Source organism: Acinetobacter sp. YH12227 (assembly GCF_013417785.1).
Classification (GTDB): Bacteria; Pseudomonadota; Gammaproteobacteria; order Pseudomonadales; family Moraxellaceae; genus Acinetobacter; species Acinetobacter gandensis.
Genome location: NZ_VPDH01000076.1, coordinates 1 through 15,618, shown reverse-complemented (window position 1 = coordinate 15,618; position 15,618 = coordinate 1). Strand labels below are relative to the sequence as shown.

At 36.4% G+C, this 15,618-nt stretch carries 11 protein-coding genes and 1 pseudogene; 9 read left to right on the top strand and 3 right to left on the bottom strand.

Going from position 1 to position 15,618, the window contains the following annotated elements:
- Window positions 1–312 precede the first annotated feature (312 nt).
- Window positions 313–675: a hypothetical protein gene (locus FTV09_RS14450; protein WP_005005750.1), complete on the bottom strand. Its 363-nt coding sequence runs from the start codon at window positions 673–675 to the stop codon at window positions 313–315.
- 60 nt (window positions 676–735) lie between these two features.
- On the opposite strand from FTV09_RS14450, the gene FTV09_RS14445 reads away from it, so the two are divergent.
- Window positions 736–1,482 (top strand): hypothetical protein, encoded by a 747-nt coding sequence (locus FTV09_RS14445; RefSeq protein WP_005005749.1) that lies wholly within the window; start codon window positions 736–738, stop codon window positions 1,480–1,482.
- 99 nt (window positions 1,483–1,581) lie between these two features.
- Here FTV09_RS14445 and FTV09_RS14440 read toward each other — a convergent pair whose 3' ends face one another.
- The gene (locus FTV09_RS14440; RefSeq protein ID WP_005005748.1) at window positions 1,582–1,935 is read right to left on the bottom strand and encodes a hypothetical protein; all 354 of its coding nucleotides are present in this window, start codon (window positions 1,933–1,935) and stop codon (window positions 1,582–1,584) included.
- Between the two features lie 74 nt (window positions 1,936–2,009).
- Here FTV09_RS14440 and FTV09_RS14435 point away from each other — a divergent pair, with 74 nt between their 5' ends.
- From FTV09_RS14435 to FTV09_RS14400, 8 genes are all read left to right on the top strand, one after another.
- On the top strand, window positions 2,010–2,528 hold the full coding sequence (locus tag FTV09_RS14435; protein ID WP_180058716.1) for a hypothetical protein: 519 nt from the start codon (window positions 2,010–2,012) through the stop codon (window positions 2,526–2,528).
- Between the two features lie 90 nt (window positions 2,529–2,618).
- On the top strand, window positions 2,619–3,941 hold the full coding sequence (locus tag FTV09_RS14430) for a hypothetical protein (protein ID WP_180058715.1): 1,323 nt from the start codon (window positions 2,619–2,621) through the stop codon (window positions 3,939–3,941).
- Between the two features lies 1 nt (window position 3,942).
- On the top strand, window positions 3,943–4,710 hold the full coding sequence (locus FTV09_RS14425) for a hypothetical protein (RefSeq protein WP_180058714.1): 768 nt from the start codon (window positions 3,943–3,945) through the stop codon (window positions 4,708–4,710).
- A 6-nt stretch (window positions 4,711–4,716) separates the two neighbouring features.
- Window positions 4,717–5,100, top strand: coding sequence for a hypothetical protein (locus tag FTV09_RS14420; protein ID WP_042892771.1), 384 nt, complete (start codon window positions 4,717–4,719; stop codon window positions 5,098–5,100).
- A gap of 18 nt (window positions 5,101–5,118) precedes the next feature.
- Complete coding sequence (locus FTV09_RS14415; protein WP_005005743.1) at window positions 5,119–6,759, top strand: LPD1 domain-containing protein; 1,641 nt, start codon at window positions 5,119–5,121, stop codon at window positions 6,757–6,759.
- Window positions 6,760–6,987: 228 nt separating this feature from the next.
- Window positions 6,988–7,794, top strand: a complete 807-nt coding sequence (locus FTV09_RS14410; RefSeq protein WP_010591556.1) for a hypothetical protein — start codon at window positions 6,988–6,990, stop codon at window positions 7,792–7,794.
- 894 nt (window positions 7,795–8,688) lie between these two features.
- On the top strand, window positions 8,689–13,914 hold the full coding sequence (locus tag FTV09_RS14405) for an AAA domain-containing protein (protein WP_005005740.1): 5,226 nt from the start codon (window positions 8,689–8,691) through the stop codon (window positions 13,912–13,914).
- A 3-nt stretch (window positions 13,915–13,917) separates the two neighbouring features.
- Entirely contained in the window at window positions 13,918–15,294 is a 1,377-nt protein-coding gene (locus FTV09_RS14400) for a hypothetical protein (RefSeq protein WP_005005738.1), read from the top strand.
- Window positions 15,295–15,439: 145 nt separating this feature from the next.
- Here FTV09_RS14400 and FTV09_RS14395 read toward each other — a convergent pair.
- A pseudogene (locus FTV09_RS14395) lies at window positions 15,440–15,618 on the bottom strand (IS5/IS1182 family transposase); the annotation flags it as partial.

The following is a 15,618-nucleotide window of genomic DNA, read 5'->3' as shown; positions in this document are numbered from 1 at the left end:
TTGTACTAACTCTAAAAACTATTGGCTATATCGTATTATTTTTAATCGCTTTAAATTTAGTTATCTGTTTTATTGAAAATGTTATCAAAGAAGCCAATCAAAAAAGGAGTGAAGATAGTTCAGAAGATAATGTATGAGGGTAATAAAAAGTATCATACTGGCTTACTCTCAACACTTTGATTTTTTGGTCTTTATCTCCATCAAGTGTATTTTCTAAAATATAGTATGAATCTTTTACCCTCATACACTAAGGGGTTAAGAAAGGTTTCGGCAAGAAACGCCCCTCAACAAAACACCTACGATAAAAAAGTTTTAGTGATCGTGGTGATCTGTATCAATTACGTCATTATTGTTTGCATTAAACTTAGCCTGCTCTTTATAAAAATTATAGTCGGCATTGTCGTATACAAGCTCTTTTGGGTAAGGGATACCCATTTCATCAAGCTTTAAAGCGTAATAATGCGGTATTGGCTTGGTTGGATTGAAGTATGGTTCAGGGTAGTACTGAGTAACGACTTTAGCGGAGTAGGAATTAACGAGTTGATCTACATCGCTTTCTATTGTTTTTTGTTGGTCATTGTAATAAGAGTCAACAAGCTCTTTGTCTGAGTGGCTTGCTGCACAACCTGAAAATATTAAAGGTATTAAAATAGCGATAATTCTATAATGTTTCATTTTAAATAGGCCCAGGTGTAGTGTATATTTAATGGAACGTTAAAATACTTTTGATTATACATGACTTTTAAAGATGCTGTAACACCACCTTTTAGCAGAGGAAAAAGAGAACATAAGTTCTTGGCTAAAATGTTAAAATCTGAAAAAGATAAGATTAAGCTTTATACCAAAAGTTTAAGAAAAATTACTTTTAATGAGCTTTTAATTAGAGCAACTTTAATTTTAGTTGTGGTTTTTGCGTTAAGTTTTTGTATCTTTGGCGTATACCTATCTTTGAACGGTTTATTCTCAAAAGATGTGCATTTAGGAATGATTGGCATTATAGGTGATAGTAGTAGAATAATATTATGTACCATCTCAGCTATATTGTGCGCGGTTACAGCTTTCAAACTGTTTAAGAAAGCAAAAATTGACTGGAAAGAACATCAGTCATCAAAACGATATGCCAAAGCAATAACGAAAGAGTACCAGTCATTAAATAATTTGATTTTGGAACAGATTAAACAAGATAAAACAGGCAGTTATTGGCTGAACAGCAAAGAGATCCTGAGCATAACAGAGCAATACGAAGATAACATAAATGAAAACACAAAAGATTATCTGGTAAGTTTTACGCAAGATACGACTAAAAAGTATGTTAGGTTTTACATATATAATAATTCGCATATCTCTAATGGGTATACCAATGTTTTACATATACACTCGACTACTTTAACAATTTATTCACACTGTCTAAGTTATTCGGATTCGTTGAGTGTTAAAGACCTTTTAGATATTTCTGTTAAAAGTATTTGCATAAATTATTAGTTTTACTATAATACTTTTAAGAACAAAATTTAAATGTTTCTTACGACATTAAAAGAATGGGAGGCTTATAGCTTCCCATTTTTCTTTTTAAAATAACTATTATTTTTCTAAAACATCATTTGCCTTTTTCTCAAAACCCTTAACTTCTGCTAAAAGTTCTTCATTTTGGGCCATTGTGTCAGTAAAGGTCTGTTTCGAGAATTTAATGAATTCCAATGCATCATTGATCGATTGCTCTTTGCTTGGCTTCACGTACTTCGGGAGCTTATTGAATTCAGTATCCACATTTCTTTTGATCGCAGAAAAGTCTTTATCAAGCGACTCGAATGCTGCACTGGTTGACTCAAGCTGTATACGTTCAGAAACTCTATGGTCGATGTTTTGGAACACCAGGAACACACATACAAAAACTAAACTAGCAATTAAACTATTTTTTAGAACAACTGTATCCATTTTAAAACCCTTTAACATTTCTTTGATATTTTTAGTATAATCACTTTAATGTCTTTAAAATTTTTTTAAAAAATATGTCTAAAGCCTCCAACGTTGAGCTCTTAAACTTTTATAGTCTTGTTAAAGTACCTTTTAAATATGCTCACAAAGAGGTGTTGTTCTCCATTTCTATTTTATATTTTAACGGTAAAACTAAATCATACGTTCATTATCACAAATTTGAAGATGAAGAATTGCAGACTGTTCTAGGGTATGTGGTTTCGGAGAGTCTGGCGTGGACCTTTGGATCTTTGAAAACTGATAAATTCACTGTTAATCAGAATTTTATTTTCAATACTGTGCAAGAAGTGGAAAAAAGCCTTAAAGAACAAATAAATGCTGTATATAAAAGCACGGGTATAAATGCTAAGTTTTCCATGCAATATGCCTTAAAGGATAAGCCATCTGCAGAAAACAACGACTTATTAGAGAAGATATTTGCGATTGATAAAATGCTACCATTTGCTTTTACATTTAATATTAACGGCGGTTATGAAGTTGCATTAAAAGAATGTTCGTTAAAACTAATTAATGATATTGGGTTTTTCGCTTAAAAGTCCTTAAACTATTAAATACCACTTCATTAATACTTATTTTTAATTATAATGTGGGGTATTAGTAGTTTTAAGTTAGGTCATTAAGTAGTGAATAAGAAAACCCTTACCATAGCGATATTGTCAGTTTTACTATTTGGTTGTGATAAGTTAGAGCCTTCAAATACTGATACTGCATCTCAAGAAGAACAAATAGATCCCATTGAAAAGAAAGTTGAGGAACAAGTTCGCAAATATGATGAACGTGTTACCACTTACAATCCATCTAACTACAAATTACCTCAATCAAGCCTTTCTACCACCAACCACAAAGTAGCGTGTAATTTTGGTGTAGGGGGAGATCTACCAGCTTTGGCATCAAATGGCATGTTCTCACAGCCGTTATATCGTATTGAAGCTGAGCAGATCATGGATAAAGTTCAGGGCGATGTGATGTATGCCCCTTATTCAATCGCAACATCTGTTGAGGGTGATGTTTTATATGAATCTGAAATTGATAGCTTTGATCGACAGCTAAATACATTACGAAGTTATCAAATTAAATCATCTGAACAAAATATCATTTCGTCATCTGGCTTTTACACCAATTCAAACAAAGCTGTTCGTATGGCACCTATCCGCAGTTACCCGGTTGCTTATGTGAAGCGCTTGGACGGCGATATTGTTTCTACATCTATGTTTAATGATGCATGCGACAAAGAAGTAGGTGTACGTAACTACAAATGGCGCGAAATTGATGTGTCGGGCAAACCATATGCAAGTTTAGCATCCACTGTATCTGAGCAAATTGTTCGGGTGAATCAGTTTGGCATGTTCACCAGTGCATCAAATTTTTACAGCTACTTCAGTAGTGAGTTTGGCAACTTCTTGGATGCAAATAACAAGTTTAGATCCGCATTGGAGAAATCAGGACGTTTCCCTAAAGGTTCAAAAATCTACGTTCCATCTGAGATTAAAACGACTGATGAAACACTGGTGATTACGAAGAACCCTGAGCTTGAAATTACAGACTTCCAAAAAGACAAGGTTTTAGAGGCATACAACAAAGAGGCCAAAATACGGAATCTTGGCCAGATCGTATTCAAGGTCTACAACCTCAAAAACAATACTGTTTTCTATACACCATGGAATGAAACCAAGCACCGTGAAGCGGTCGAGTTTGAACCTATTGTTGTTATCGATGGCAAGGCTTATTCAGCAGTTTGGCATGTTCCTAATACTTTGACATTCAATGATTCGACCAGTGCTGGAAACTTAACGTATTACAACGCTACGGCGCATAACGCATTCGTCAATGCTGTTAAAGGTATATACCAAGGTCAGCAAAGCATGGTTGGTACAGAGCACGAAGATGATACCGAATATTCAATGAAGACTGCAGTTGAATACCAGAAAGCCCAGGCAGAGAAATAATATGGAATTAAGCACTATTGAAAAGAATACCGAAGCTCAAGACATTCAATCTGATGCGTATGACCAGCGTGTACATTCAGTATTGATAGTACCTGAACATGCCCTAAAAAAAATTGAGTCGATGATTTTGGCTACTGGTCATGTACAAAGTGACAGTACCAATCTTTTAGAAGTTTTAAGGCCAATGCCTGAAGAATTCAGAAAAGACGTTGATAACACCGAATTTACAGAAAAAGAAAACGGCGACATCGGTGATGCAGCCGTGGTCATTGTTGATGGTTTGATTCACGACACAAAACGCGGTGTTTGGATCTCTCAAAATTGGGGTTGTGGTAGTCCTAAATTCACCAAGCTTATTCAGGCTGGAGCTGAGCCACCAATTGAACTGATTGCCAAAAATAAGGGGGATAAGTTTAGTGCGACTTTAACGCACGAATTTCAAAAAGCGTATGAGCGAATGGGTTATACCCAAAAACAGGTCGGTTTTATACACATCCTATCAAATGGTGCACCAACGACTTTCTTTAACTACCTGAGTGACGAATTGCTGTGCAAACTGGAATTCATATCAGTAGACAACAACCGTTTAAACGCCTCACAAACTAACTTTTACAGTGCCGTAGAGCGAGGATCTGTTTCAGATTGGGGAGTGAGCTATCACAGAAAACCTTTTAACTTAGAAAATTACCCGATCAATTCTCTATTGGTGTCGGGATTAACAATAACTTTTATTTTGTACCTGATTTACAGCTATCTTTTTGGAGCTTAATAACAAATGAAATATTTAAACAGACCATCTCAAAACCGCGAAAACCATCATTACTTTAATCAACAACAGGGCGACAATAGAAAACAGCACAATCCGAACCATCATCACCACTCTATTAGCTTAAATGATGTATTTCGGTCGTTATTAGCCCTTACTCAACTAGACAAAGACATCCCGACATTGATCAAGCTTTTTGAAGAACAAGGGCTTGAAATATGCGAAACGCGTGTACGCACTTGGTCAACACCCGTGCATATCAACAATAGACCAATACCACACATTATTTTTGTTGGCTTTATGAAATTACTTGAGCGCATCAATGCTGAAGCGAAACTCAAAGATATTAATCTGTTTGATCTGTCAGAGATCTTGGACGATATACGCAACTAACAATTATGTGGTTTAGCTATGACTGAAGAAATAAATAGTAATGAAAAAAAAGATGGTCCTATTACGGATGTAGGTAAAAAGTTTGCTGGTGCACGTAAAGACAACCCATCACCAGACTTCTCAGGCAACATGAATGGAATTAAGTCTGACAGCCTAGTGACTAAAAAGGAATATTGGCAAAAGCCTGATTTTAGAGCTGATGCCCAATCTGGCCATAAACCTGTAAAACATGCACTATTATTTTCTTTGGTCTATGCAAACTTAACCAACAAGCCTTTAGGGGGCGGTTGGTTTAGCATAGGTCAAAAGCAATGGGATGATGCCTACATTGCTACGCTACACTTCTTAAAAAACAAATATGAAAGCTCACACTACGAACGTTTAGAACAACTGACAGACGACTTTAATGCGTACATGACCGTTAAGTTTGGTGCTGGACGAAGTGAAAAAGATATTTTAGAACGCTACTCAGCTGGACGACATACCAATCGCAGAGTTAAACACCCACTATCATTTAGTTCAGACACACGTTTACGCTTAAAAAACTTAATCCCTTTAGGATGGCCAGACGATCGTGTACTTGATACGGATAATTATGGTGCCAAAAAATTATTAAACACTGAGACTGGTCAACATAAGTGGTATGCCGTTAAATCCATTTCAGCAAAGCGGTTTCAAACACTAGATGATTGGACGGAATACGACACATTCAATGCAGCACTAGAAAAAGTAAAAACATTTTTTCAGCCAATTTTAGATGAACGAGTCATAGAACCCAAAAAAGGACGCGCAAAACCACCCAAAAGACCGCGCTACGACAGAGTTGAAGTGCGCGAGGGTAAGGACCATCGAAAGGGTGAAAACATCGATAGCCAGTTGCTTATGGACTATTTCAAATTTTCTGGAGTCGAGTTCGGCAATTGGGTAAATCAAAAGGAACGTGCATGGTTTCTGAATTGCACGTATGACTCACTAATGGATCTTGTCGAACTTCTAGGTCTACCCGTTACGTTCGCATCTTTAGGCGGTAAGCTAGGAATAGCATTCGGTTCGCGTGGCACAGGCGTTGATAGCGCAGCAGCTCACTTTGAACCAGGTAATATGCTTATTCATTTGACCAAGACGCAAGGTGTTGGAGCACTAGCCCATGAGTTCGCGCACGGATTTGATTGTGTTTTGGCAAAACGAAACGGACTCAATAATAACTTTTTTAGCGAATACTTTCTTTACACCAGTAAAGGGCGTTACTCAGTACAGAATCATCAAGAGTCAGCATACAAACATCTTAAAGATGGCCAGACTGCAGATAAGTTTATCAAGCTGGTTAATTATCTTACTTTTAAGTCAACCAAATACCTTGATTACGAAGAAAGACAAGGCGGTACGGGCTTTATGAATAACGCCATGCACCTAGATCAATCACGGTCAATGTATTGGTCACAGCCAACAGAAATCTTTGCCAGACTGTTTGAATGTTGGGTGACGGATAAGCTGGCTGAAAATGATCAACAAAATGGGTTTTTGGTGCACGGCACAGAAGAGTCGGCAAATAGTTGGAATATGAAGTTAAGCGCATATCCAACAGGCAGAGAACGGGCAATTTTAGTTGATTTGATGGATGATTGGCTAAAAGCATTAGTGAGGTCGTGGACGAAATGAATGCAATCACTAAGACCTCAAAAAAAGAACGGATCTTATTCAATAATCCCAAAGCAACACGACTTTACAGGGAAGCAATAACAGAGCTTATTGCGTTTAAACCTTGGGAAGTTAACGCCACTGAGAATATGCTTACGATCTGCAACACCTACCGCTATGTCGTGAATAAACGTTGTTGTTTAGGGTACGAGTTTTGGTGTTACGACCGAAGCGAAAAAGAATGGGTACGTGTTAAGCCCTCAAGCGGTCGCCACAACTATGGGAAAAACTGGTGCAAAACAAATGACAAAAACAATGGTCTACAAGGCAGTAAAACGAGCAGATTTTGAGTATTCAAACGCAGCGCGTGGATACGTGTATCGGGGAGAGAAAATATCTGATGCTGAAGCGGAAAAACTAAAGCATAAATGGGCTAAAAAAGACCTGATGGACAATGCAAAAAAAGATGGATCGTTCACACCAGAATCATTAGAAATGTTCAAAACCTTGGTGAATCATGTATCACCACGGGAGTTGACCGCCAAACAGCAAGCTTTGACATACCATAGCCTTAAACGCTACACAGATTGCGTATTTAACCTTTATGAAGTCACCGCTAAACAAACACCTCCAGCAAAACTAAAACGACCGTACAGCATGCCTAGACTGGATGGTACGGATAACCCTTGGAACCAAGGCAAACGAGAAAACGATGTCTATATATACAAGGGGATTGAGTACAAAGGCATTGAAGCGGAAACAGCAATGCATAAAGTGGTGATTGCATCAGAATTAACGGCAATTGCCGGATTGGATAATCAGTTAGCGAATCTGGCCAACGAAACAGGTGTAGCGTTGTTTTCAGAATTTATTGAAGTTGCACACCAGAACAATGATTTAAAGGATTTAACATATGTAGTTTTTGATTATGTAAAACATCTAATTGTGACGATTGATCGCTATTTTGATTTAAAACTGAAATCTAACGTGTCGGTCAGTATTTCAGTGAACCGAGTAGCTGGCTATTCAAGGTATAGCATAGTTCAACGGAAATAGACGCACGAACGCAACCAGTGACATTACATGTGTCGTCAATGACAGCTTATGTGTCTCGAACGTGCACGTAATTTTGGATTGATTGGTTTGAATGCAGAAAATGTAAATTATGCAAAGTAACACCATGAATATAGCTGATGATTGTACGGTAGTACGTAGACCGTATCAAAGAATGACGACAGCTAACATGCTTAAGATTTGTTATAATAAACAAATTGTTAGTATCTAAACGACACATGAGCTGTCATTTTTTGGAAATTGCGACTACCCTATTCATTTTAATTCGAACTTTAACTTATGTTCACCTGAAGTCTAGTTAATAAAACTTTTAATAATTTTATTTATTATTTTCAATAACTTATATAAATAAAAAAATAATTATAAATTTTTGGTTCATGAACCTAATGAATTTATTGATACTTTTATAAAATAGAGTTAATTTGTCCGAGAGATATGGGTAGATATCTATTTTTGGTCTTTTTAGTGATTAGAGATATGACCATTGTCATCAAATTTTAAGGAATTCCTTAAGTTTTTTTCTTATAATTCAATAAAATAATTTTGAATACTCAAAAATTAAATGTAATATAAGTCACATTATGAACCGTTAAGTGAAATACGTTTTGCTTAAACGAATGATTGAGTTAGATCATCTAAATGATGATCGTGCTAGAAGACTCAGGTTTTACACCAAAATATTTGGCAGACTTTATTTTAAATACAATCCTAAACTGAATATAAAAAACCTTCGGAGGGCTTATTTGGCCAAACTAACCATCAACCTGAAAAAACTAAATTCTTACGCTAAGTATTTTTTCTAAAAGACACCGTACATATAGCATTACTTTATGTTAATAAAAATTTAGCATCATTTTTGACGCTTATTTGTTGTATGTGCAAAAGCAAGACATTTTAAATAAAGAATCTTTTAATATGAAAGTTACATATCCAGAGACAGGTATATACGAGCACGAACTCAAAGCAATTGATAAGATTAAAAAGGTCTTTGATCGTGGCGAAAAAACTAAAAACTGGCGAGCATATGCTGGTTTTGAATTTATGCATAAAAATGGAAAAAAAGCAGTAGCGAAAGGTAGTTCTGAGAAATTTGAATATGATCTCCTAATTATTACTCATGCAAACATTTTGGTCATTGAATTCAAGGACTGGAACGGTAAGGAAATTACAAAAGTTGCAGGAAAATGGTACGTAGGTAATAAAGAGCAAGATTCATGCCCTGTAGCTAAAAATGTAAAAAAAATGCAAATTATAGTTAATAAACTAAAGGATAAAGTTTCAGAAAAGAAAGCTAAGGGCATTACATTTCATTACCAAAGTGTTTCTCACTTTGTTGTCATGTGTGGTAAAGCAGATTATTCGCGCCTGCCTCCAGAAGATTTAGAGCACATTCTTTCGATAGATGAGTTTATACAATTAGCTCAACAGAAGAATTTTAATAATATGTTCCGCAAGCATCTGGAACGTGATGGTCGCATATATGATATTAAAAAAGAATATCACGCCATTATTGATGAAATTTTTGCGCCTGACCAAATTCAACCACGCTCTTTGATTATTAATAATCATGAACGAGGTGACTTGATCTTACCGCATCCTAAAAAGATTTATAGCGAGTATAAAGCGCATTCATTGACCATCGTTGGTGAAAAATCTTTAATGCGTTGTTGGGATTTTAATGAATTCAAGTTGAGTAACTCAAGAATGAGTCAGCCTCAACATCGATTCAACTTGATCTGCAATGAGCGCCGGGTTTTCCAAAAAATTAAAACAGAAAAGCCTGATCTTTATCAAAGTTGTTTGCACCCGATTACAAACCCAAGTCTTGATGACATGACATCAAAATATAATGAGTTGTATGAGTTGCCTGAGAACAGCTATCGAGTCAACGAATTCATCGGCGCTTATGCTGAGAAAATGTCTGAATCTGAGAAATTGGATTTATTCCAGATTTTGCTTGGTAAATTTAATCACCTACATCAAATGGGAATTACTCATGGTGATGTGGGTGATCATAGTGTGTGGATCTCTTATAAAAAGGAGATATTGCTATCCAATTTTTCGGCAGCAAATGATCAAACACAGCCCTCGAAAATTGACCCTGAACTGGCTAACGAACTCCCATTTTTGAATACAACAGCTCATCTTCCGAATCTTGCGCTGACAGCTGCACAAAAGGATGTGTATTGGTTAGGGCAGTTAATCCTTCATATTTGGAAGAATGCTCGACTGAGCCCACGTTCATTGAAAAAATTTAGTCTTGAGGAGCGAGATCAGAACCACTGGTTAGAGCGTATTTTAACACGAGCTTTGACAGGGAAATATGATAATGCATGTGCAGTATTCCAAGATTTCTTAGCTCAAAAACCTGCTGAACAAGTTAGTTATGAACTTGATGCAGATGTACTGAATCCATATTTAAATCAGACAAATACCTATATCAGTTACCCGATATTTGGCGCGCCTATTGATGCTAACCAAAATTTTACACTCTATGCATCAGGCAACATGTTAGTCAAAACATGGATGGGTAAAGTTGCATCTGCAATGACAACTTATCAAAAGAGTTGTTTTAAGCGATTCTTTGAAGAACTTAAAATGACGCAGGCTCTCAATTTGCCATACCTTCCTAAGATTATTGATTTTGGTTTATCAACTAGCACAGCATGTGTGTATCTAGTAACTGAAATGGTAAAGGGTGAAGCTTGGTCAACGGTTATTGAGGGCTTAACTGAGGATGAAAAAAATGAACTTTCACTTCAGTTATTGCATTCTCTGAAAAAATTTCATGAGCATGGCTTTCAACATGGAAACTTGGATGATGAAAAGATTCTAGTAGATAAAACAAACTTGAAAGTTAGTTTTAATGATTGCTTCCATCCTGAAGTACCACAACCTGATTCTTCTAATGCTTATTTCCCATCTGATATTGAAGATCCAACAGTCATTCAGTGTGACAACTTTACTGCATTGAAATTAATCGCAGATCTATACGATATAGACTTGGCTGTGGATGATGTGGCTTCAATGGATCCTACTTTATCCTGGCTAAATACAGCCTTGAGCATAGAAGGAATGGAAGATCCAAGTGTACGCTATATTGATAATTCTCGCTTTATAGAGGCATTTGAATGTAAGGGTGCTATTGTAAAAGAAGCTCCTCAGATTAGTATTTATACAAGTAAGGTTGAGACGCCCTTTACGATTTATCCCGAAAACGGCAAAGTTTATATCCAACTTGAGGCAGCAAGTGAGGGGGATTTTCGATTTACACTTAGCGGAATCAATGGCATGTTAAAAGGGTTTTATAAGCCCCATGAAAATCAATTAAGTTTCCTTGATTTTGTCAAAAAACAAGACCTGTGGTGGAAGGCTAGTAGGGATGCAGATCTGACTATTGATGTTAGCATTGAAGTCCACCCGATATCTGGGATGAGTAAGCGTGACAACATTGTAGAGTTAAATGACTTCTTAGCAAAAGATCAAAACTTTAAGGATGCTATTGAACAGTTTAAGCAAGCACAGCTCAAAAGGACTCAAGAGAAAGAGGAAACATTACGGGCTCTGCGTGAACAAAAAGCATTACAAGAAGAGATAGGCGATGTTATAGCTACTGATGAGCTTATGGCACAGCCAATGAGTCATCTGCCTACACATAGCCACTTAATTGATATTGAAACGAAAGAGTTGTGGAAAAAAGTCATGGCGACTGAGCGTCATGCACATCCTACAATCACTCTGTCTGAGCCGTTAAAGATAGTTTCGAGCAAACATTTTAAAGATTCAAAGAGTGCTATTGCATACTATGACTCTGCAGAAGATGTTTCAGCTAAATTTTCAAAGACCGATAAAGTCGATGTAATGTGCACTAAAGAAACTGGGGCGGGAGGTGATTACACTTTCTGCATAGGTACGGTGAATATTGCGCAATCAAAAGTCGGAGAATTGTGGATCGATTTTTGTAAAAAAACAAATGAAGTTCCTGAAGAAGCAACACTGTTTCTACAAAGCAAGGCAGATAAGTCATCTAATCGGAAACGTGCAGATGCTCTGACAAATATTCTGAGTAATAAGGCTGTCATTGAAAATCTCGTAGATTACTTTGAACCATCATTAGTGATTGAAGCAAAAGATTATGAGATTGAAGTGCCTGATGAAGATCTAGATCACTATAACAAATACAAAAATGGGGAATTGGTTAAAGCCCTCAATCCATTACAACGTAAAGCGTTCCGTAATGTGCTTAAGTATGGACCTGTATCACTATTAAAGGGACCACCAGGAACCGGCAAAACTGAATTTATCTCTATACTGGCTCACTATCTCTATGATAAACAAAATGTATCTAACATCTTAATTGTTAGTCAGTCGCACGAAGCTGTAAATACAAGTGTTGAGCGTATACGTCAGCTATGCACAGAGTATGACACACCATTAAGTATTGCTCGAATAAGCAATAAAGAGAGTGCTGTGTCTCCTGAATTAAAAGATGTCTATACAGGCTCAATTATTACGAGCCAGATAGAGCTGTTTAAGTCTAATATTAAAGAAAGAGTGCTTGAGCTTGCAAAAGATTTATCACTTGAAGCTGAATACTTGAGCGATCTTTATGAAATCAGAGTCACTATTTTAAATAGTCTTAAATCTGCGTATCAGTCAATCGACCAAGATGATCTTGATCAAAAGTTTAGTTTCTCATTAGAAGAGTATACCCAGGCTTTCAAATCAGCAATGCATAAGCTGAAGAGCATGTTTGACGGAAATCAAGACTTTTGGGATCAACTGGAAGACTGTATCAATGATAAAGAGATAACAGTATTAAACCAGTTAAATAAGATCGACATGATTACGTTCGCAGCACTTAATCAATACTACGGGGTATCTAATGAGGAAGGACTTAAAGCGAAAGCCTTGATCAATATTGCCCTAGATTATGAACCATTAATTGAAAGCCAAAATGCTAATTATGAAAGTTTTCTGGTCAAAACAAGGCAATTAGTCTGTGGCACATGCGTTGGTGTTGGCCAACAAAGTATTGGAATCGCCAATCACGTATTTGATTGGGTGATTATTGATGAAGCAGCACGTTCAATCGCTTCAGAATTGGCAATTGCAATGCAGTCAGGTGCACGTATTTTATTAGTTGGGGATCAAGACCAACTTCCTCCACTATATTCGAGCGATCATATAAAGGCTTTAGCTAAGCAACTTAAGATATCAGATGATGATTTGGAAGATAAATTACAAAGCGACTTTGGCCGTATCTTTAATTCACATTATGGACTAAAGGCTAGTTCAGAACTCTTGTCACAGTACCGAATGAGTCCGAGCATCGGCGAATTAGTTTCAGACTGTTTTTATGAAGGAAAACTTGAAACTGAAGTTGTCGATTCTCGTGGTTTAAGTGATGAAGAGCTGAAAGAAATTAAGTTAAAGCGGATTGTGCCTGATAACTATGCATCCGACATCGTAATAGAATTGAATTCAACAGTTACTTGGGTGGATACTGGGAATGCTGAGCATTTCAAAATGGAGAAAGGTAGTAGTATTTATAACCCACATGAAATTAATGAAATTATCGATTTTCTTCAGCGGATTGACCAAGACAAACTCTTGTTAAATAAATTAGTGCCAGAGCCTGATTCCCTTAAAGAGCCTGCTATTGGTGTAATTTGTACCTATGCTGAGCAAAAAAACCGGTTAAGAAAAGCCTTCTCTTTGTGTGAAGTGTCAGATGCATTGAGATCAATTGTGCGTATTGATACGGTGGATAGTTATCAAGGTAAACAGAATAAGATCATCATTCTCTCAGTTACGCGAAATGATCCAACTAAGTTTCCTGCATTTTTGAAGTCACCAAATCGTGTGAACGTGGCTTTATCTCGCGCAATGGATCGTCTTGTAATCTTTGGTGCGTCAGAAATGTGGCAAGGAGTCAACAGTAACTTACCTTTAGGACGCGTATTAAATTACATCAAGTGCCGTGAAAATCAGACTTTAGAATATCGATATATTTCAAAACGCGCCATTGTCAAAATAGTACAAAACAATCCGCACATTAATAAAAATAGATCAAAAAAATATAGAAAGGCAGGGGTATAACTCATGGAAAATTCACTAAGAAGCTATCATGACGTAGATGTTACATTGCCATCACAACTATTCAATGTGGCATTTAGCTATACCACAACAGATACCTTAGATTTTATTGATTCTATGGTATTGCGCCTATTGGTAATTGCACCACTTTCTGCTGAAAAAATAGCGCGGTTCTTAGGGTTATCTAATCATGAAACAGATGTGCTATTAACTAAATTATTAAAACAAATGCAGATAAAACATCTTGAAGATGATCGATTTGCTCTGACTCAGCGACTTGAGAAAGCATTCTCGGATGTTTGTGCAATTCCTTATGTAAATAAGATTGAGGACAATATTCAAAAGATGAGTTTTGAGATGATTGGCTTGAATCCTGAGCCAGTTAATCCCAACGCATCTGACAATGGGGCAAATTCAATTAAATTAGATGCTTCTAACCAATACCTTTCAAATGGTGAGTCTTTGGTTAGTAAGGAGTTTCAGAAAAATTTTCGATTTTATTTCAGCCAAGGATTAGTTAAGTTGAATCCATCAGTGGATGAAAAGAAGCTGCAACTGTATAAAATGAGCCAAGTGGAAAAATTGCGAGACCATTCTCGTCGTTTTACATTACCATTGACGCTTGATGAGAATTATACACCTACAGAGATTAGTGATTTTAATCACATGGAAAATCTTAACAAAATCGAAGATTCTCTTTACGCTGCTCTTAGATCAGCTAAGAAGCCACAAAATATTGAGGATATTCTAAAGGTACTCCATGAATTAGATATGGAGGATACTTTTTCAGTTGAATCTATTTTTAGCGAGAATAAGCTTAATTTAGATCGCTTATTTAAGCTAGAACACAAATCCAATGAATACTTTATCGGGCCAATATATTCTAAGGAAAATTCAGACCTGTTTTTCAAAACAATCAAACAATATCAAGACCAGAATAATGATGATAAACAGCTGTATTGGTTAGCTCCATCAGATGAATTTTGGGGTAAGTCAGATAGATTTAGTGATTTTATTGATCGTTTATCGACAACCACAATTACCAAAAACTTTAAATGCTTCTTACCAGTGGCATACAGAAATGATAAACAATCAATCGCAAGTTATAAAAAACTAATCACAGCTGAGGCAGGAGCCAAGCACTTTCTAACGTTTAAGGAAAGTAGTGTAGTTTTTGACGGTAATTTTGAGCTTTTGGTTATGAAAGACTCTTTTTGTGTTTTGATTATTCACGTTAGTGATTCATCCACAAATATTTTAACAACAGTGCCTGTGGGTATTATTGTCAAAAATAAGGCTATTGCCCAATCGTTTTATAAGTTTTTTGAAGACTTAGAGAACGATGGAGAGAACTTCTTTGGTTTATTAAATTCTAAAAAATAGAATAATCATCTTAAAAAGCTAGCAGATTTGCTAGCTTTTTTAAACTCAAATTAGAGTGGCAACAATCCAGACCAGACATTTCTACTTTGAAGTGGCTTTGTTGCACAAAGATTTGAAATGCAAAGCGCCCCTAATTGAGCCAAATTTAAGGCGTAACTTGGGTAAGTGGTCGACCTAATTCCGTAAATCTGTTAAGGACTGCTACACGTGCATGGATCTCATTCACTTGGCTATCAAAACTCCTTGCACTGAGTTTATCTCCTAATAATTTGATGCAATGCATCTTAGTTTCAACCAAACTTCGCCGATGATAGCCTGACCATT

Coding starts and splice junctions, on each gene's coding strand:
- FTV09_RS14450 (WP_005005750.1), bottom strand. CDS start 675: ATGAAACATTATAGAATTATCGCTATTTTAATACCTTTAATATTTTCA.
- FTV09_RS14445 (WP_005005749.1), top strand. CDS start 736: ATGACTTTTAAAGATGCTGTAACACCACCTTTTAGCAGAGGAAAAAGA.
- FTV09_RS14440 (WP_005005748.1), bottom strand. CDS start 1,935: ATGGATACAGTTGTTCTAAAAAATAGTTTAATTGCTAGTTTAGTTTTT.
- FTV09_RS14435 (WP_180058716.1), top strand. CDS start 2,010: ATGTCTAAAGCCTCCAACGTTGAGCTCTTAAACTTTTATAGTCTTGTT.
- FTV09_RS14425 (WP_180058714.1), top strand. CDS start 3,943: ATGGAATTAAGCACTATTGAAAAGAATACCGAAGCTCAAGACATTCAA.
- FTV09_RS14420 (WP_042892771.1), top strand. CDS start 4,717: ATGAAATATTTAAACAGACCATCTCAAAACCGCGAAAACCATCATTAC.
- FTV09_RS14415 (WP_005005743.1), top strand. CDS start 5,119: ATGACTGAAGAAATAAATAGTAATGAAAAAAAAGATGGTCCTATTACG.
- FTV09_RS14400 (WP_005005738.1), top strand. CDS start 13,918: ATGGAAAATTCACTAAGAAGCTATCATGACGTAGATGTTACATTGCCA.